Source organism: Weizmannia agrestimuris, assembly GCF_943193165.1.
Taxonomy (GTDB): Bacteria; Bacillota; Bacilli; order Bacillales; family Bacillaceae_C; genus Weizmannia; species Weizmannia faecalis.
Genome location: NZ_CALPDC010000056.1, coordinates 1 through 17,137, shown reverse-complemented (window position 1 = coordinate 17,137; position 17,137 = coordinate 1). Strand labels below are relative to the sequence as shown.

General features: G+C 47.9%; 15 protein-coding genes, 1 tRNA gene, 1 rRNA gene, 1 other RNA gene and 1 other annotated feature. Of the genes, 4 read left to right on the top strand and 14 right to left on the bottom strand.

Annotation, left to right across the window (positions count from 1 at the left end; genetic code table 11):
- Nucleotides 1-361 precede the first annotated feature (361 nt).
- The 7 genes from NFR98_RS14335 to tadA all read right to left on the bottom strand — a co-directional run bounded on the left by NFR98_RS14335 (nt 362) and on the right by tadA (nt 4,600).
- Complete coding sequence (locus NFR98_RS14335) at nt 362-628, bottom strand: pro-sigmaK processing inhibitor BofA family protein (protein ID WP_014096533.1); 267 nt, start codon at nt 626-628, stop codon at nt 362-364.
- 76 nt (nt 629-704) lie between these two features.
- On the bottom strand, nt 705-917 hold the full coding sequence (locus NFR98_RS14330; protein ID WP_014096534.1) for a YaaL family protein: 213 nt from the start codon (nt 915-917) through the stop codon (nt 705-707).
- Nucleotides 918-937: 20 nt separating this feature from the next.
- Nucleotides 938-1,534, bottom strand: coding sequence for a recombination mediator RecR (gene recR / locus NFR98_RS14325; RefSeq protein WP_013858045.1), 597 nt, complete (start codon nt 1,532-1,534; stop codon nt 938-940).
- A 14-nt stretch (nt 1,535-1,548) separates the two neighbouring features.
- Entirely contained in the window at nt 1,549-1,875 is a 327-nt protein-coding gene (locus tag NFR98_RS14320; protein ID WP_014096535.1) for a YbaB/EbfC family nucleoid-associated protein, read from the bottom strand.
- Between the two features lie 16 nt (nt 1,876-1,891).
- Nucleotides 1,892-3,583: a DNA polymerase III subunit gamma/tau gene (gene dnaX, locus NFR98_RS14315; RefSeq protein WP_014096536.1), complete on the bottom strand. Its 1,692-nt coding sequence runs from the start codon at nt 3,581-3,583 to the stop codon at nt 1,892-1,894.
- A gap of 155 nt (nt 3,584-3,738) precedes the next feature.
- An RNA gene (gene ffs, locus NFR98_RS14310) (signal recognition particle sRNA large type) lies at nt 3,739-4,003 on the bottom strand.
- Nucleotides 4,004-4,090: 87 nt separating this feature from the next.
- Nucleotides 4,091-4,600, bottom strand: coding sequence for a tRNA adenosine(34) deaminase TadA (gene tadA, locus NFR98_RS14305; protein WP_014096537.1), 510 nt, complete (start codon nt 4,598-4,600; stop codon nt 4,091-4,093).
- A gap of 1,116 nt (nt 4,601-5,716) precedes the next feature.
- On the opposite strand from tadA, the gene NFR98_RS14300 reads away from it, so the two are divergent.
- The 3 genes from NFR98_RS14300 to NFR98_RS14290 all read left to right on the top strand — a co-directional run bounded on the left by NFR98_RS14300 (nt 5,717) and on the right by NFR98_RS14290 (nt 8,633).
- On the top strand, nt 5,717-7,006 hold the full coding sequence (locus NFR98_RS14300) for a glycoside hydrolase family 18 protein (RefSeq protein ID WP_017550357.1): 1,290 nt from the start codon (nt 5,717-5,719) through the stop codon (nt 7,004-7,006).
- Between the two features lie 333 nt (nt 7,007-7,339).
- Nucleotides 7,340-7,978: a deoxynucleoside kinase gene (locus NFR98_RS14295; RefSeq protein WP_014096539.1), complete on the top strand. Its 639-nt coding sequence runs from the start codon at nt 7,340-7,342 to the stop codon at nt 7,976-7,978.
- The gene (locus NFR98_RS14290) at nt 7,965-8,633 is read left to right on the top strand and encodes a deoxynucleoside kinase (protein WP_014096540.1); all 669 of its coding nucleotides are present in this window, start codon (nt 7,965-7,967) and stop codon (nt 8,631-8,633) included. The genes NFR98_RS14295 and NFR98_RS14290 overlap by 14 nt, the downstream gene beginning before the upstream one ends.
- Before the next feature lie 151 nt (nt 8,634-8,784).
- Here the strand turns inward: NFR98_RS14290 and NFR98_RS14285 are convergent.
- The 6 genes from NFR98_RS14285 to guaB form a co-directional block, all read right to left on the bottom strand.
- Nucleotides 8,785-8,874 (bottom strand) — tRNA-Ser (locus tag NFR98_RS14285).
- 654 nt (nt 8,875-9,528) lie between these two features.
- Nucleotides 9,529-10,803 (bottom strand): serine--tRNA ligase, encoded by a 1,275-nt coding sequence (gene serS / locus NFR98_RS14280; protein WP_035183004.1) that lies wholly within the window; start codon nt 10,801-10,803, stop codon nt 9,529-9,531.
- A 50-nt stretch (nt 10,804-10,853) separates the two neighbouring features.
- Nucleotides 10,854-11,070, bottom strand: a binding site (T-box leader).
- 51 nt (nt 11,071-11,121) lie between these two features.
- Nucleotides 11,122-11,694 carry a pyridoxal 5'-phosphate synthase glutaminase subunit PdxT gene (gene pdxT / locus NFR98_RS14275; RefSeq protein WP_251460442.1) on the bottom strand — a complete coding sequence of 191 codons (573 nt, stop codon included), beginning with the start codon at nt 11,692-11,694 and terminating at the stop codon, nt 11,122-11,124.
- 11 nt (nt 11,695-11,705) lie between these two features.
- Complete coding sequence (pdxS, locus tag NFR98_RS14270; RefSeq protein ID WP_013858035.1) at nt 11,706-12,587, bottom strand: pyridoxal 5'-phosphate synthase lyase subunit PdxS; 882 nt, start codon at nt 12,585-12,587, stop codon at nt 11,706-11,708.
- A 144-nt stretch (nt 12,588-12,731) separates the two neighbouring features.
- Complete coding sequence (locus NFR98_RS14265) at nt 12,732-14,051, bottom strand: serine hydrolase (RefSeq protein WP_061086959.1); 1,320 nt, start codon at nt 14,049-14,051, stop codon at nt 12,732-12,734.
- 246 nt (nt 14,052-14,297) lie between these two features.
- On the bottom strand, nt 14,298-15,764 hold the full coding sequence (gene guaB / locus NFR98_RS14260) for an IMP dehydrogenase (protein ID WP_013858032.1): 1,467 nt from the start codon (nt 15,762-15,764) through the stop codon (nt 14,298-14,300).
- 122 nt (nt 15,765-15,886) lie between these two features.
- On the opposite strand from guaB, the gene NFR98_RS14255 reads away from it, so the two are divergent.
- Entirely contained in the window at nt 15,887-16,813 is a 927-nt protein-coding gene (locus tag NFR98_RS14255; protein ID WP_035183007.1) for a YaaC family protein, read from the top strand.
- Between the two features lie 247 nt (nt 16,814-17,060).
- Here the strand turns inward: NFR98_RS14255 and rrf are convergent.
- A 5S ribosomal RNA gene (rrf, locus tag NFR98_RS14250) occupies nt 17,061-17,137 on the bottom strand; the annotation flags it as partial.

The following is a 17,137-nucleotide window of genomic DNA, read 5'->3' as shown; positions in this document are numbered from 1 at the left end:
AACTCTCAGTAAAGATGTTTGATAAAAGCTCAAAAAGAATTTGACGTTTCGTTTTGTCCAGTTTTCAAGGAACAATCGCTTTGTTTTTCAGCGACTTTTATATCATACCACGACGCAACCAACATGTCAACTACTTTTTTAAGAAGTTTGATGCCGGATGCGGCGACGAAAACTATTATACTAGTATAACGAAGTGTAGTCAATCCTTTTTTTTATATGCCTGCTTTTTCGTGGGCGCCCATGCTTCTTTCAGCCTAAGCTTCTAGTTTCTTCGAATGAACATAAAAAATACGCCAAAGAAATGATGGATCATTTCTTTGGCGCTGGTTGTCTGCTGATGGCGGTTCGAGCGCTGCTTTTGTCAAGACAGAATCCATGTCTGGATGACAGTCAGGCCGATCACCCCGGGTATGCCGAGCAGCCCGGAAACGGATACGGTGGCTGCATTGATTGGGACATGCAGTCCGTACCGGCCGCCCACTTGGTTTAAAAAGAAAAGGAGTATAGCCCCGATGATGGCTTTGATGCATAACTTTCCCGCCCATCGCAGCGGTTTGGTTAAAGCTGCGGAAAACAGCAGCAAAAGGATCAGGCCGACAATCGCAATAATGATGATGGTTGAGCTCAAGTGAATCACCCCTTTTTTCCAGCTGCTTTATTTTTATGAAGGAGTTGTCCAAAAAAGAACTTGAGCCGTGCTACCCTTACTGGAGGCGGATGTTTCTTCTTTTCACTTCCCGAAAAAGAAACACATACTTCGCTTCGGCCACTTTGGTGCGGTAGTAAAGTTCTTCGTTAAATTCAAAACTTAGATGCTGGAGGGCGTTTTGCTGTACCCATTCATTTTTTACGTTTGTGACCAAATCGAGAAGAAGCGCATCGTATTCTTTCCTGAGTTTTTGCTTCTTGCTGAACATTGTATCCACCCCGTGTCAGGTTAAATTTCTCTTCGGCCTTCCAGTGCTTTTGATAAGGTGACTTCGTCGGCGTACTCGAGATCTCCGCCCACTGGCAACCCGTGTGCAATCCGTGTCACTTTAATGCCGGACGGTTTTAAAAGCCGCGAAATATACATGGCTGTTGCTTCGCCTTCGATATTTGGATTGGTTGCAAGAATCACTTCTTGGACGGTTTCATCGCGCAGGCGTTTGAGCAGATCCGGCACACTGATGTCTTCAGGGCCGATTCCGTCCATTGGAGAAATGGCACCATGCAGAACATGGTAAAGGCCGTTGTATTCTTTCATTTTTTCCATGGCAATGACGTCTTTCGGCTCCTCGACAACGCAGATCACGCTTCTGTCGCGGCGCGGATCGGCACAAATATAGCACGGATCTGTATCGGTGATATGCCCGCAAACAGAACAGTACGTCAGGTCCCGTTTCGCATCGACAAGCGCCTTGGCAAATGCAAGGACGCTGTCTTCCTTCATATCAAGAACAAAAAATGCCAGCCGGGCCGCGGTTTTCGGCCCAATGCCTGGCAGTTTCATGAAGCTTTCCATTAATTTTGTGATTGGTTCAGGGTATTGCATTGTTGATCACACCTTTAAAATCCCGGAATATTGAAGCCTTTCGTGTACTTGCCCATTGTCTGCTCTGTCAGCTGTTCGGCTTTATCCAGGGCGTCATTGGTGGCGACAAGGATCATGTCCTGCAGCATTTCAACATCGTCCGGATCAACGGCTTCTTCGTTGATGCGCACTTCAAGCACTTTTTTATGGCCGGAGACGACAACGGTTACCATGCCGCCGCCTGCCGTACCCTCCACTTTCTGTTCGCCAAGCTGTTCCTGTGCCTCCATCATTTCTTTTTGCATCTTTTGCATTTGTTTCATCATTTTTTGCATATTGCCCATATTGCCCATTCCTCGCATATGAAACCCTCCAGTTTTAGTCTTTTATTTCAATTAATTCAGGCCCAAACAATTTGATTGCTTCGGTTACAACCGGATCTTCCTGCGGTTTTTCTTCCTCTGCTTCTTCTTTATGGTGATGGATATAATTTTCCCTGATCGTATTCCATTCATTTTCCGGAACACCTGCCGCCTGATACCCGGTTCCGGTTAATTCACCAAGTACGCTCGAAATCGCTTGTAAAAATTTCTCGTTTTCCATCGCCATTTGGCAATGGATCTCATACTTGAATTTGATGACAAAAGCGTTCGGCGATGCCGCCACCGGTTCTGCTTCATTTAAAAGTGCTGCCTGCGACCGCATCTGCCTGCTGTTGAGCGTCTCAATCATATCGTTCCAGCTGTTTTTAATCCGTTTGAGGTCCTCTTTTGTCGCTTCTTTTAATATATCATGAATCCTTCCGACTTGTACCTTAAAACCTTTCGAAGTGCGCGGAATTTTTCTCTGAGCCTGCCGTTTTGGCGCAGGTTCCGTTTCATCGGCCTCCGGAACCCCGTTTTGCTTGAGAGACTCGAGTTCTGATTCGAGCCGTTCGATTTTTTCGGCAAGCTTCCGGACGAGATCATTTTCCCCGGGATCCGGCGCTTTTTCTTCACACAGTTTGATAAAAGCCACTTCCAAATAAACGCGGGCCATATTGGAAAAACGCATATCCTGCTGCGTTTGGTTCAGGATGTCAATAAAACGGTAAATTTCCTGCGTTTGAAGCGAGCGGCTCATTTCTTTAAATGCCTCATCTAAATATACCCTTTGAACCGCTTCCTCCATCTGCGGGGCAGTTTTATACAAAAGCAGATCGCGGAAATAAAGAATGAAGTCTTCCACAAGCCTTGAGGGATCTTTTCCCTGCTGGAGAAGAGAACCGACAAGGTCAAGGCACTCTGCGGCATCCTTCTTTTGAATGGCCTGGGCAAGGCGGGTAAAATCATTCTGAGAAATGGAACCCGTTACCGTGAGCGCATCTTCCACTCTGACTTTCCCCTCGCTAAACGAGACGGCCTGGTCAAGCAGGCTGAGCGCGTCCCGCATCCCACCTTCCGCAGCATGGGCGATAATATTGAGCGCCTGTTCATCATATGCAATACCGGTTTCGCCTGCAATATAAGCCAGGCGTTTAAAAATATCACGGGATGTGATGCGTTTAAAATCAAACCGCTGGCATCTGGAAACGATCGTAAGCGGAATTTTATGGGGCTCGGTTGTTGCCAGAATAAAAATGACGTGTTTCGGGGGCTCCTCTAGGGTTTTCAAAAGCGCGTTAAATGCGCCAATCGACAGCATATGGACTTCGTCGATAATATATACTTTATATTTTACAACACTTGGCGCGTATTTGACTTTGTCGCGGATATCGCGGATGTCATCCACGCCTGTATTCGACGCCGCGTCAATTTCGATGACATCTGGAATCGTGCCGTCTGTAATCCCCCGGCAAACAGCGCACTCGTTACACGGTTCCCCAGTCGGAGCATGTTCGCAGTTCACCGCCTTTGCCAAAATTTTAGCGGCACTTGTTTTTCCTGTACCCCGTGGGCCCGAGAAAAGATAAGCATGCGTTGTTTTCTGTTGCAGGAGGGCGTGCTGCAATGTTTTTGTCACATGCTCCTGCCCGACGACATCCGCAAACCGCTGCGGCCGCCATGTGCGGTATAACGCCTGATAAGCCATGTTCAATCCTCCCGGCCAGATTTGCTTCCGATTCATACATTTCTTTTATTATACCTTAGGAAAAGCGATTTTACATCCTGAATTAAAAAGCATTTAAATATGGAAAAAACCCATCCCGGATCAGGATGAGTTTTGTTTTTTATGTAATGAAACTGCCGCGCACCTTTCTTCGACCGACCCTCATAAGCGTTACTTAAGCAGTTAGCTCGACCCAGGCTGCCCTGCGGCACATGGAATGACCCGCTTAATGCTGCTTCCTTCCGGACCTGACATGGTTCGCGGGGTTCCATTGCGCAGGACCCGGGTGTCAACACCACTTACTTAAGGCTGGCCCTACAAGCAGCCGGCCTCGGAAAGGGATTCAGTCCCGCTAGAGCGGATTGCGGGTACAGGGCACCGCTGCCTCCCCACCTAGCGCGGCAAAATTGATACCAGTTTTAAGCGTTAAAAACTAACGCATAACTAAGTATACATGCCTTTTTAAAAAAAAGCAATCTCTCCCGCCTGTTAATTGGTGGAGCTTTTTCCATCTTCCTCTGCCGCAAGTTTTTCCTTCTTTTTTTTCTCCCTTAAAGACCGGAAGAAGGACCGCAATAATTCTCCGCATTCCGTTTCAAGCACGCCGCTTACGACTTCACTCCGGTGGTTAAAACGGCCGTCCTCAAGCAGGTTCATCAAACTTCCCGCACAGCCCGCCTTCGGATCTTTTGCCCCGTAAACGACCCGCTTGATCCGCGATTGTAAAACGGCACCGCTACACATCGGGCACGGTTCCAGTGTGACATACAGCTCGGCATTTTCAAGGCGCCATGATCCGGTCACTTCACATGCTTTTTCGATGGCCAGAAGTTCCGCATGGGCGGCAGCACGCTGGGTGGTTTCACGCAGATTATGGGCTGCAGCAATCACTTTTTCATCGAGCACAATCACCGCCCCGATTGGCACTTCACGGAGACGCTGTGCTTTTACAGCTTCCTGAATGGCAAGGCGCATATAATATTCATCGCGATTTTCCATCCTAACTCCTCCGAAAGGTATCGTAGCCTTATCGTAACACAGCCTTGAAAAAAATCACACTGGGTTCGGTCATCAGTATGGATTTTCCTGCCGTTTTGCGCTGGCTTTCTTCAGGTAGAAGGCTCCTGTGTTAGGAAACGGAAAAGTTGGATGCTCTTTCGTTACTGAGAGCACTTATATGTTAAGGAACATCACAAAAAACGTTCGCTTCCTTCACTTAGAGGGGCTCTATGTTAAGAAACACTGAAAAACATGCTTGCTTCCTTCATTTAGCGGACGGCTACGTTAAGAAAGATGCGCAAATGGGTGCCCTTCCTTTACTTAGAACCCTTCTACGTTAAGAAACACTGCAAAAAATTTCCGCTTCCTTAATCTAGAGCGCCTTTAAGGAGTCGCGAGTGGGTTCGAAATGTCTTTTTGAAGCCGTCAAAAAGACAAAACACGTTGCATCCGGGCTCGAGATGTCTTTTTGAAGCCGTCAAAAGGACAAAACAAGACGCACCTGGGCTCGAAATGGTCTTTTGAAACCGCCAAAAGGACAAATCAAACTGCACCTGGCCCCAAAATGTCTTCTTGAACCTGCCAAAAGGACAAAACACGTTGCATCCTGGCCCGAAATGTCCCTTTGAAGCCGTCAAAAGGACAAAACACGATTGCATCCGGGTTCGAAATGTCCTTTTGAAGCCGTCAAAAAGACAAAACATACCGCACCTGGCCCCAAAATGTCTTTTTGAACCTGTCAAAAAGACAAAACAAGCTGCATCCGGGTCCGAAATGTCTTTTTGAACCTGCCAAAAGGACAAAACAAGCTGTATCCGGGCTCGAAATGTCCTTTTGAACCTGTCAAAAGGAGTCGCGACTGGGTCCAAAATGTCTTTTTGTTAAGCAACACCGCAAAAAATTTCCGCTTCCTTAATCTAGAGCTCCTCTATGTTAAGAAGCGCCACAAAAATCATGCCCTTCCTTCATTTAGCAGGCCGTTACGTTAAGAAATGCCGCAAAAATGGTTTGATGAATGATTCCGCAAAAAAAATGCGCACATAAAAAGCGGGCATGTTTTAAAAAAACGGGGCATAAAGATAACAATAGCGATGGCTGACACAAGGGGGGACTCGTTTGCAAATACATGTTGTCGAAAGAAATGACACGGTCTCAAATCTTGCGCAAAGATACAGTGTTCCGGCTTCAGAAATCATTTCGGCAAATGAACTTCCGGATCCGGATCGGCTTGTCATCGGACAGGCGATTGTCATCCCGATCACCGGGAGGTTTTATTGGGTCCGGCCGGGGGACAGCTTATATTCCATTGCACAGCAAGCAGGGATATCTTACCAGGAGCTTGCCCGCATCAACGGCATTTCTATCCATCAGCAGCTCCGGCCCGGGTTGCGCCTTTATCTGCCGCCTTCTCCGAAAAAAAGAGCAGAATTTAATGCATATGTAGAACCATTCGGGAACACGGTTTCAGCGTCTCTTGAAACAAGTGCGCGAAAAGCAGCCCCGTATTTGACGTATCTTGCCCCGTTTGCATTCCGGGTAAACCGCGATGGCACACTTGTTGCTCCGCCGCTTGGAAATTTGCGGGCGATTGCCGATGTCCAAAACGCCATTTTGATGATGGTGATCTGCAATCAGGAAAACGGCCAGTTCAGCGATGAACTTGGGCGGATCCTTTTGAACGACGAAACCGTCCAGAACCGGTTTTTAAATGAAATTGTTCAAACTGCAAGCCGGCTCGGTTTCCGTGATATTCATTTTGACTTTGAGTATTTGCGCCCGCAGGACAGGGAAGCTTACAACCGGTTTTTAAGAAAAGCAAAAACGCGCTTCAGCCGGGAAGGTTGGCTCATGTCCACCGCGCTCGCCCCGAAAACGAGTGCCACCCAGGCCGGACGCTGGTACGAGGCACACGATTACAGGGCGCACGGCGAAATTGCCGATTTTGTTGTCATTATGACTTACGAATGGGGCTATAGCGGCGGCCCGCCCATGCCGGTATCCCCGATCGGGCCGGTCCGGGATGTGCTTCGCTATGCCATCACAGAAATGCCGCCCAATAAGATTTTGATGGGGCAAAATCTGTATGGCTATGACTGGACATTGCCGTATCAAACCGGCACAACAGCAAGAGCCGTCAGCCCGCAGCAGGCCATCCGGCTCGCGGGTGCGCACAATGTGCCGATCCTGTACAACACAACGTCCCAGGCCCCGCATTTTGACTATACAGATGAAAACAACCGGCGGCACACCGTCTGGTTCGAAGATGCCCGTTCCATCGAGGCAAAATTTAATTTGCTCACTGAACTCGGGTTAAGGGGCATGAGCTACTGGAAACTCGGCCTCTCTTTTCCGCAAAACTGGCTGTTAATCACCGATCGCTTTGATGTCGTCAAACGCCCTTCCTGAAGCAGCGGGTTCCGTTGCTTTTTTCTTTTGCCCCGGAACCGATGCGCACGCGGACATGATTGCGAGGTCCTTTCCCCCGCATTTATGCTAGCGCAACTGAACGGCCGGATGGGAACCTGATCCGATACAAAGACCCAGGGCGCCATTTTTCCAAAAAAATGCAAGTCAAAGCCAACGTTGCGGCTTCAGCAACCTTGTGCGCGTAGGAAATATCCGGAAACAAAACGCCAGGACACATACCGCTTTTATTTCCCGCATGCCAACTGGCGGCGACATGTGCTAAAATAGCAACAGTGTGCATCAATGAACTATCGCTTCAGCGGGAGGGCCGTTATGGAAAGGGTACCGTTTATTGCAATCGAGGGACCGATCGGCGTTGGCAAGACGTCATTGGCAAAAGCCATTTCAGCATACTTTTCATTTGAGCTTTTGAAAGAAATTGTGGATGAAAATCCTTTTCTTGGAAAATTTTATACCAATAAAGAAGAATGGAGCTTCCAAACCGAGATGTTTTTCCTCTGCAACCGCTACAAACAACTGGAAGACCTGAAGCAGCATAGACAGCCTGCTGTTGCAGATTACCATATTTTTAAAAGCCTGATTTTTGCCCGGCGGACGCTAAAAACAGATGAGTTTGAAAAATTTTCAAAAATTTACGACATTTTAACAGCGGATATGCCGCAGCCAAATGTCATCATTTACCTGCATGCAAGCCTGGAAACGCTCCTTAAGAGAATTGAAATAAGAGGACGGGCATTTGAAAAAAATATGCAGGAAACGTATTTGCAAAAACTATCCGCAGACTACGGACGGTTTATGAGCCGCTTCGAAGCCGAACATCCGAATATCCCGGTATTAAAGTTCGACTGTGATACACTTGATTTTATCCGGCATGAACATGACCTGAAATCCATGCTTCAAGAAATCGCGCTAACCTTACAAAAAGGAGTACATACCCATGGAACTTCGTGAGAAATATCAAATTCCGAACCACGCTGTGATCACCATTGCAGGTACCGTCGGCGTCGGAAAATCGACTTTAACCCGTGCGCTCGCGAAGGCGCTCCATTTCCGGGCGTCCTTTGAAAAAGTCGACACCAATCCGTATTTGGAAAAATTTTATAGCGATTTTAAACGGTGGAGTTTCCATCTTCAAATTTATTTTCTGGCGGAAAGGTTCAAGGAGCAAAAAAAAATGTTTGAATACGGCGGCGGGTTTATCCAGGACCGTTCCATTTACGAGGATACCGGCATTTTTGCCCAGATGCATTACGAAAAAGGCAATATGTCTGCCGTTGATTTTGAAACCTATACAAACTTGTTCGATGCCATGGTGATGACGCCGTATTTTCCGCATCCCGACCTGATGATTTATTTGGAAGGTAAACTGGAAAACATTTTGGAACGGATCAAAAAACGCGGCCGGTCGATGGAACAAGATACCCCTGTTGAATACTGGATTGAAATGCAGAGACGGTACGAGCAGTGGATCGACTCTTTCCATGCCTGCCCGGTTCTCAGGCTGAACATTGACGAATACGACCTGTTTGAACATGAAGATGCCGTCGAACCGATTGTCGAGCGGATCGGCTACATGCTCGCACAGGCAGCAGCCGTAAAAAAATAATGGCGGCTAAAAAGCCCGTTACAATCGCGTAACGGGCTTTTTCATGATTTACGGAGAGATCACGGGTATGCAAAAGTATGGTATCTTTTTTACTCTACGAAAAAAGCCCGCAGCTTACGCCTCAGGGGCCCACGGGCTTTCATTTTTTAAGCGGAGGAAGAGGGATTCGAACCCCCGCGCGGTGTAACCCGCCTGTCGGTTTTCAAGACCGATCCCTTCAGCCAGACTTGGGTATTCCTCCATTTTGACAAAAAAGATTATAACCCACACGATTGAAACAAGTCAAGCACACCAAGTTTGTACTGCAGAAAAGCATCTGAACTTTAGCCAAGGGAAGGCCTAAGCGCATATTTAGATAGGTCTAGCTGAAGCTGAACGAATCGGATTTTGGCAATTTATCCGATTCTCCCAGCAAGCCCGGCTTTAATGGTTGCCACCACCTGCAAAAAGGGGGTGATTTTGTCCTCTTCTCACCGTTGAAACGGCTTTCGAGCGCAAAGATCGGCAAATTCTTTAGAATCCTTGCCAATTCTGAGAATCTCGCTTATTCAGCTAAATAGGATTTGCTGAACGAATCCGATTCTGAGTTTGTCTGCAAGTTCTGTCTCAAAATATAGAAGATCCTTTTGCGGAAATGGGAGATTTTATCTTCTCCATACGTTGAATCGGGTTTCGAGTGCAAGCATTTCCCTGGATCTGTTGTAAAATCCTTGCATTTAAATGGTTGTCAAAGCTGTCAGCAGCCTTGCCAAATCTAGAATTTTTACGATTCAGCAGCCTCTAGATATAGCCGTGTTTTCAAGTAAAATCCTGCGCACCTAAAAAATGCGGAAGATTCCGGGAAACATGTTTCAAAAAATCCCCGACTTTTCATGTACAAAGCCGGGGATTTTTTTTACGGTTTGATGATATCAGTACGCATATACGGGCGGAGCACTTCAGGCACCACCACACTGCCGTCAGCCTGCTGGTAATTTTCGAGGATGGCTGCGACGGTACGCCCGATGGCAAGTCCGGACCCGTTCAGCGTATGGACATGTTCCGGTTTCGCATTGGGTTCCCTGCGAAAGCGGATGTTCGCACGCCTTGCCTGGAAGGCTTCGAAGTTGCTGCACGAAGAAATCTCGCGGTATACGTGCTGGCTTGGCATCCATACTTCAATATCATATTTTTTCGCTGCCGTAAACCCGAGGTCCGCCGTGCACATGCTCATCACATGATAAGGCAGGCCCAGAAGCTGCAGCACTTTTTCCGCATGGCCGGTCAGTTTTTCGAGTTCATTATAGGAATCTTCCGGTTTGACAAATTTCACAAGTTCCACTTTGTTAAACTGGTGCTGGCGGATCAGCCCGCGTGTATCGCGCCCGGCAGAACCCGCTTCCGAACGAAAACAGGCACTGAACGCCACATAATTGATCGGCAGGTCGTCGCCGTTTAAAATTTCATCACGGTGATAATTTGTCACCGGCACTTCGGCAGTCGGAATCAGAAAATAGTCTTTTTCATTGACAAGAAAAGCGTCTTCTTCAAATTTCGGCAGCTGCCCCGTTCCTGTCATGCTGGCGCGGTTCACCATATACGGCGGCAATACCTCTTCATAGCCGTGTTCTTCGACGTGCAGATCAAGCATAAAATTATAAAGTGCACGTTCAAGGCGGGCGCCGAGCCCTTTGTAAAAGACGAACCGGCTGCCGGTCACTTTGGCTGCCCTTTCAAAATCAAGGATGCCGAGGTCAGTGGCAATATCCCAGTGCGGTTTCGGTTCAAATCCGAACGCCGGCACTTCGCCCCATTTCCGAATTTCGACGTTATCCTCTTCGCTGTCTCCCACCGGCACGCTTTCATGCGGAATGTTCGGGATAGAAAGCATCAGCATTTCAAGTTCTGATTCGACTTGTTTTAACTCGGCATCCAGTGCTTTAATTTTTTCACCGACGCCGCGCATTTCCTCGATCAGCTTTGTTGCATCTTTCTTTTCGCGTTTCAGTGCCGCAACTTGCTGCGTGACTTCATTCCGCCTGTTTTTCAACGCTTCGCTTTCCATGATCAGTTCGCGCCGTCTTTGGTCCAGCCCGCTGAACTTTTCAAAATCGGTCAAATCTTCTCCGCGGTGCTGCATTCGTTCTTTGACTTCATCAAAATGCGCACGCAAAAATTTGATGTCCAACATGCTATCCTTCTCCTTTTATCGAAATTCAAATAAAAAACTCCCGCCCCGAAAACAGGGACGAGAGTGAACCCGCGTTGCCACCCAAATTGAAAACAAGAGTTTTCCGCTTTGTAAGGATAACGGGTTTTTATCCCGTGGATGCCTACTCGCCCGGCTTTCAGCAACCCGCTCAAGGATGGATTCACAGAAGCTTTCCGCCAGTTTCCACCACCCACCGGCTCTCTTTAGGAAAAGCGTTCTGCTACTGGTTCCTGTCATTGCTTTTTCAGTCTTCACGTACACCTTAATGTACTACAATTTTATCCGTTTTGCAACAGACTATACCGGAATCCGTGCCATACTTAAAAAATATTCGGTCATACGTAGGTCATCCGTTAACTCCGGATGGAAGGAGCAGCCGAGCAAATTCCCTTGGCGAACTGCAACAATCCGCCCGCGGCACTCGGCCAGCACTTCAACATGATCTGAAACGGAAACGATATGGGGCGCGCGAATAAAAACAGCTGGAAAATCTTCCGCGATGCCGTTCACACGGATGGTTTCTTCAAAACTTTCCCGCTGACGGCCGAAAGAATTGCGCACCACCGTAATATCCATTGCCCCGATATGCGCATCTTCCTGGCCTTCAATATGCTTTGCAAGCAGGATCAGTCCTGCGCATGTGCCAAAGACCGGCTTGCTTTCGGCAAACTGTCTCAGTTCCGCCATAAAACCGTAGCGGTCAATGAGCCGCCGCATTGCCGTGCTTTCTCCGCCCGGCAGGATGAGCCCGCCGATTTCGTCCAACTGCTCTTTTTTCTTAATGACAACACCTTCCGCCCCGCAGGCTTCCACTGCGCGGATATGTTCCTCCACAGCCCCCTGGAGGCCGAGTACACCAATTTTTTTCATGCTGATTCTCCTTACCAGCCGCGCTCCTGCATTCTTGCTTCAGCCGGCAATGTTGAAATTTCCAAGCCTTTCATTGCTGTTCCAAGGTCTTTCGACAATTCGGCAATCAGTTTGTAATCTTGGTAATGGGTCGTTGCTTCGACAATCGCTTTCGCAAATTTCGCCGGGTTTTCCGATTTGAAAATCCCCGATCCGACAAAAACGCCGTCCGCACCGAGCTGCATCATCAAAGCCGCATCCGCCGGCGTTGCAACACCGCCTGCAGCAAAGTTCACAACTGGCAGCCGGCCTTCTTTTTTAATTTGCAACAGCACTTCATACGGAGCACCAAGCTGTTTGGCTTCCGTCATCAGTTCATCTTCGTTCATGTTGACCACTTTGCGGACCTGCGCATTCACTTTCCGCATATGCCTGACCGCTTCAACGATATTCCCGGTTCCCGGCTCGCCTTTTGTCCTGAGCATCGAGGCGCCTTCCCCGATCCTTCGAGCCGCTTCCCCCAAATCGCGGCAGCCGCACACAAACGGTACCGTGAATTCTTTTTTATTGATGTGGAACTCATCGTCGGCCGGCGTTAAAACTTCGCTTTCGTCAATATAATCGACGCCCATCGCTTCGAGCACCCGCGCTTCAACAATATGGCCGATCCTTGCTTTTGCCATTACCGGAATGCTGACGGCGTTCATGACTTCTTCCACAATGGAAGGATCCGCCATACGGGCAACCCCTCCGGCTTTCCGGATATCAGACGGAACACGTTCCAATGCCATGACGGCAACAGCGCCTGCTTCTTCAGCGAGTTTTGCCTGCTCGGCATTGACCACGTCCATGATGACGCCGCCTTTCTGCATTTCCGCCATCCCGCGTTTCACTAGATCTGTTCCTGTTTTCATTTTTTTGTACGCCCCTTTATAAAATTAAAAATTCTTATTATATGTATAATAATTTAAATTAACACCAAAAACGAATGCTTGTCAAGGTACTAATTTTTCCACGTTAAAGTGAAAAACAGGACAAGCACCCTTGTCCTGTTTTACTTAAAATAATTTGCCGACTGTATGCTCCCAAATGCCCCCGAAAAATCCGCCAATTCCGCGCATCATGCGCACAAACCAGTTGGCTTTTTCAATATCGGTTTTGGTGACCAAGGCGGTATGCGCTGTATTCGGGCCGTACAAATAGCCAAGTTCCTGCCCGTCTTTATGCCGGGCATACAATGTGCCAACCTTTGTCCCTTTTTTCACCGGTGCTGTGATTTGTTTCGAATCAAATTTCACAACAGGGGTGTACATTTTGCCTTCACCGTTTTTCACAGCCACTTTAAGCGGCGCCTTCGTGACAACGGAAGCCTGTTTTTCTTTGCCGGACTTCACCGTTACCGTCTTTTTCACCTGATAGCCTTTCGGGTAAAGGGTTTTTTCCGTGAAATTACTAAAAGCATAATCCATTAATTTGTTTGTGACATCAAACCGGGACTTGATGGTGCTGTTCCCGTTCGCATCCTCTGCATGAAGAACAACGGTAATGATGCGCATGCCGTTTTGCTTGGCCGTACCTGTAAAACAGTATCCCGCATTGTCGGTGTTCCCGGTTTTCAATCCGTCAACGCCTTGCCTTCCGTAGACAAGAGACGGCAGCATCCAGTTCCAGTTCTGCATCGCAATTTCATCATCTGTCCCGGCCCGGAATTTCATTTTGGCCATGCTTGTTGTTTGTAAAATCTCCGGATAGTCGTGGATCAAATGGTAGGCGATTTTTGCAACGGATTTTGCTGAGACAAGGTTTTCTTCCGTCCTGCCTGTCCCGGCCGGCTGCATGCCTTGCAAATCCTCATTGTTCAGCCCGGTTGCGTTCACAAATTTATAATCGGTGAGGCCGAATGCTTTCGCCTGTTTGTTCATCATGTTCAGATAGTTTTTTTCCGTTCCGCCGAGCGTTTCTGCAATCGCAATCGTTGCGCCGTTTGCCGAATAGATCGCCATCGCTTGGAAGAGCTCTTTAACCGTGTACTTTTCGCCTTTTCTTAACGGCACGTTTGAAAGTGCCCTGTTTTGGGAAATGCGATACGCATAATCGCTGATTGTCACTTTCTGGTTCCACGAAACCTTTTTCTCATGAATGGCTTTAAGCAACAAGTACTCCGTCATCATTTTGCTCATGGAAGCAATGCCCAGTGCCTGATTGGCATTTTTTTCATACAAAATCTGTCCGTTATCCGCATCGACAATGATGGCTGCTTTTGCATGAATATCCAACTGATCCTGCGCATGGACTGTTTTCGGCACCTGCTGCACAACCCCTGCCGTTAGCAGCAGCGCCAGAAACGCAAACGCCATTTTTTGCAAGCTTTTTTTCACTTTCAACCCTCCATCAAGATATGTATACACTTTGCCTATTTTAACATAGTTCCGGTTGAAAAAGTAGATGCATAGTGTTTGCCGCATTTGTCAACTTTTTCCGAAAATGCAGGGCAGCCGGGGGTACTGAATGGCGGCGATTTTTCCGAGTCCGACAAGCCAGATATAGAGTTGCAAATCTATTAAATGGCAGAAAAAAATGGCAGGAAACCTATGCCTGCCATTTTTTCCCATTCAAAATCGATGTTAAGACAAAGAATAATTCGGAGCTTCTTTTGTAATCTGGATATCATGCGGATGGCTCTCCCGCAGGCCTGCCCCTGTCATGCGGATAAACTGCGCTTCTTCACGCAATGAAATCATATCTTTCGCGCCGCAATAACCCATGCCGGACCGGAGCCCGCCGATTAATTGGTAGATGACATCCTGAAGGCTCCCTTTAAACGGCACGCGTCCTTCGATTCCTTCTGGCACCAGTTTTTTCGCGCCTTCCTGGAAGTAACGATCCCTCGATCCGCTTTCCATTGCGCTGATGGACCCCATGCCGCGGTAAACTTTATATTGCCGCCCTTGATAGATTTCCATTTCGCCTGGGCTTTCCGAGGTCCCTGCAAGCAGGCTGCCGAGCATTACAGCATGTCCACCGGCAGCCAGCGCCTTTACAATATCGCCTGAGAATTTAATGCCACCGTCTGCAATAATCGCTTTTCCGTACTTCCTTGCTTCTGTCGCACAATCATAAACCGCTGTAATTTGCGGTACACCAACCCCGGCAACCACTCTTGTCGTACAGATGGAGCCCGGCCCGATACCGACTTTTACAATATCCGCGCCCGCGTCTATCAGCGCTTTCGTACCTTCTGCCGTCGCAACATTTCCGGCGATAATATTTAAGGAAGGGTAAGATTTGCGGATGTTTGCGACGGTTTCCAGCACCCCTTTTGAGTGGCCGTGCGCCGTATCGATAACAACCGCATCCACTCCCGCTTCAACGAGCAATTCCACCCGTTTCATTACGTCGCTTGTCACGCCGACTGCCGCACCAACAAGAAGGCGGCCCTGGTCATCTTTGGCTGCATTTGGGAACTCAATAACCTTTTCGATATCTTTAATCGTAATAAGCCCTTTTAATACGCCGTTCTCATCGACAAGCGGCAGCTTTTCAATTTTATGCCGGTGCAAAAGCTGTTCCGCCTCTTTCAACGTCGTACCGACAGGCGCCGTCACAAGATTCTCTTTCGTCATCACATCTGAAATCCGGGTGGAGTAATCTTCAATAAAACGCATGTCGCGGTTGGTCAAAATCCCGACCAGTTTCTGCTCGTCACGGTTATTCACGATCGGCACGCCGGAAATCCGGTATTTGCCCATTAAATGTTCCGCTGCAAACACCTGCTCATCAGGTGTTAAGAAAAACGGATTGGTGATAACGCCGTTTTCCGACCGTTTGACACGATCCACCTGCTCCGCCTGTTGTTCAATGCTCATGTTTTTGTGGATAATCCCGAGGCCGCCCTGCCTTGCCATGGCGATCGCCATTTCCGCTTCGGTTACCGTATCCATGCCGGCGCTGATGATCGGAATGTTCAACTTCAAGGTTTCCGTTAGGGCGACACTTGTATCGACATCTTTCGGCAGCACTTCCGACTCTGCCGGAATCAGTAATACATCATCAAACGTAAGACCTTCTTTTACGAACTTCGTTTCCCACATGCAAACCCCTCCTGGATTGATAAAAATATTATTTGTAGGTTATCAATTGGACATAATACTGTCAAGGTCTCCAAAACATATAATACTATTCAGTTAATTCGGAGGGCGAAATATTGTCTTTTATGGACCAATGGGATCACTTGATTTTATTTCAATCCGCAGAATATACGCAGCGCTATTTGAAAGCCCGCTATGAGGCTTCGGATTTTAGCCAAAGCGCCGCCAAAAGCTATGAGAACTGTTATGCTTTTATGTATTATCTCGAACACGGTGAAGCTTATTACCGCCAGGCTGTGCAGGCGCCCGTTTCGATTCAGCCTGTTTTGATTTTTTACGGCTTCATTCATTTATTAAAAGCCTGCCTGCTGTCATGCGACCCGCTATATCCTGAAACCACTTCCGTCCTTGCCCATGGGGTGACATCGCGAAAAAAGAAAAAACAAAACTACCGGTTTGGCGAAGACGAGGTTAAAATTCAAAAAACCGGTTTATGCGGCCATTTCGCCCATAAAATGTTCGGACTCGGCCCGCTCGAAGGCAATAAATACACCATGCAGAGCCTGCTTCGGCAAATCCCAGAACTTGAAACGGCCTTCCCCCGCCGGAAATATTTTTTGCCGGTAGAAGAAAAGAACGGGAAGTACCGGCTTCCTTTTGCGGTCCTTGATGGCTATCATATGACAGCGGGCAGGTTTTCACAATATTTGTCCGAAAAACTTCAGGACAGACTTTTGGAAATGGAAGCGGAAGAAGACGCCTTCTCGTTTTCCGCCCGCGGCTGTCTCCCTCCGCCATTCCGTTATCATTTCTTTACAAATCAAATTTACTTTCCGTATAAATTACAACCGGAAAACGACCTTCCCGATATATTGGTCCATTACCTGCTTTTGTATAATTTGAGCATGATTTCCCGCTACGAAACAGAATGGTGGGCAGAGCTGCTTAAAAACCGGGAAACAATTGACTTTCCGGCCATCCGCCTTTTTCTCCAGACAGCAATCGAAAAAGGCCCGTTCCTCTGCCTACAGTTTCTTAACGGCAGGCAGTAAAACAAGCTATGCAAATGTCAGGGTGAAACCGATGCTTATGGACAAGAGCAAAATGGAACGATTCACCGGCTATCTGTGCTTTTCGGCTGATTTCTGTCATCAAGAAGACCACGAAAGTTAAAAAATCCCTTTCTGTCGCTTCATATAATAACTTTAAGCAAAACGGCCCTGCATTCCGAAAAAAAGCAATGAGCCGAGTACATTAACACGCAAAAACCGCAGACAAATCGTCTGCGGTTTTGATTTGGCCCGGCAACGTCCTACTCTCGCAGGGGGAAACCCCCAACTACCATCGGCGCTGGAAAGCTTAACTTCCGTGTTCGG

What these genes read in the sequence shown, in the direction of transcription:
- NFR98_RS14330 (WP_014096534.1), bottom strand. Translation starts at nt 917, where the DNA reads ATGTTCAGCAAGAAGCAAAAACTCAGGAAAGAATACGATGCGCTTCTT.
- recR (WP_013858045.1), bottom strand. Translation starts at nt 1,534, where the DNA reads ATGCAATACCCTGAACCAATCACAAAATTAATGGAAAGCTTCATGAAA.
- NFR98_RS14320 (WP_014096535.1), bottom strand. Translation starts at nt 1,875, where the DNA reads ATGCGAGGAATGGGCAATATGGGCAATATGCAAAAAATGATGAAACAA.
- dnaX (WP_014096536.1), bottom strand. Translation starts at nt 3,583, where the DNA reads ATGGCTTATCAGGCGTTATACCGCACATGGCGGCCGCAGCGGTTTGCG.
- tadA (WP_014096537.1), bottom strand. Translation starts at nt 4,600, where the DNA reads ATGGAAAATCGCGATGAATATTATATGCGCCTTGCCATTCAGGAAGCT.
- NFR98_RS14295 (WP_014096539.1), top strand. Translation starts at nt 7,340, where the DNA reads ATGGAAAGGGTACCGTTTATTGCAATCGAGGGACCGATCGGCGTTGGC.
- NFR98_RS14290 (WP_014096540.1), top strand. Translation starts at nt 7,965, where the DNA reads ATGGAACTTCGTGAGAAATATCAAATTCCGAACCACGCTGTGATCACC.
- serS (WP_035183004.1), bottom strand. Translation starts at nt 10,803, where the DNA reads ATGTTGGACATCAAATTTTTGCGTGCGCATTTTGATGAAGTCAAAGAA.
- pdxT (WP_251460442.1), bottom strand. Translation starts at nt 11,694, where the DNA reads ATGAAAAAAATTGGTGTACTCGGCCTCCAGGGGGCTGTGGAGGAACAT.
- pdxS (WP_013858035.1), bottom strand. Translation starts at nt 12,587, where the DNA reads ATGAAAACAGGAACAGATCTAGTGAAACGCGGGATGGCGGAAATGCAG.
- guaB (WP_013858032.1), bottom strand. Translation starts at nt 15,764, where the DNA reads ATGTGGGAAACGAAGTTCGTAAAAGAAGGTCTTACGTTTGATGATGTA.
- NFR98_RS14255 (WP_035183007.1), top strand. Translation starts at nt 15,887, where the DNA reads ATGGACCAATGGGATCACTTGATTTTATTTCAATCCGCAGAATATACG.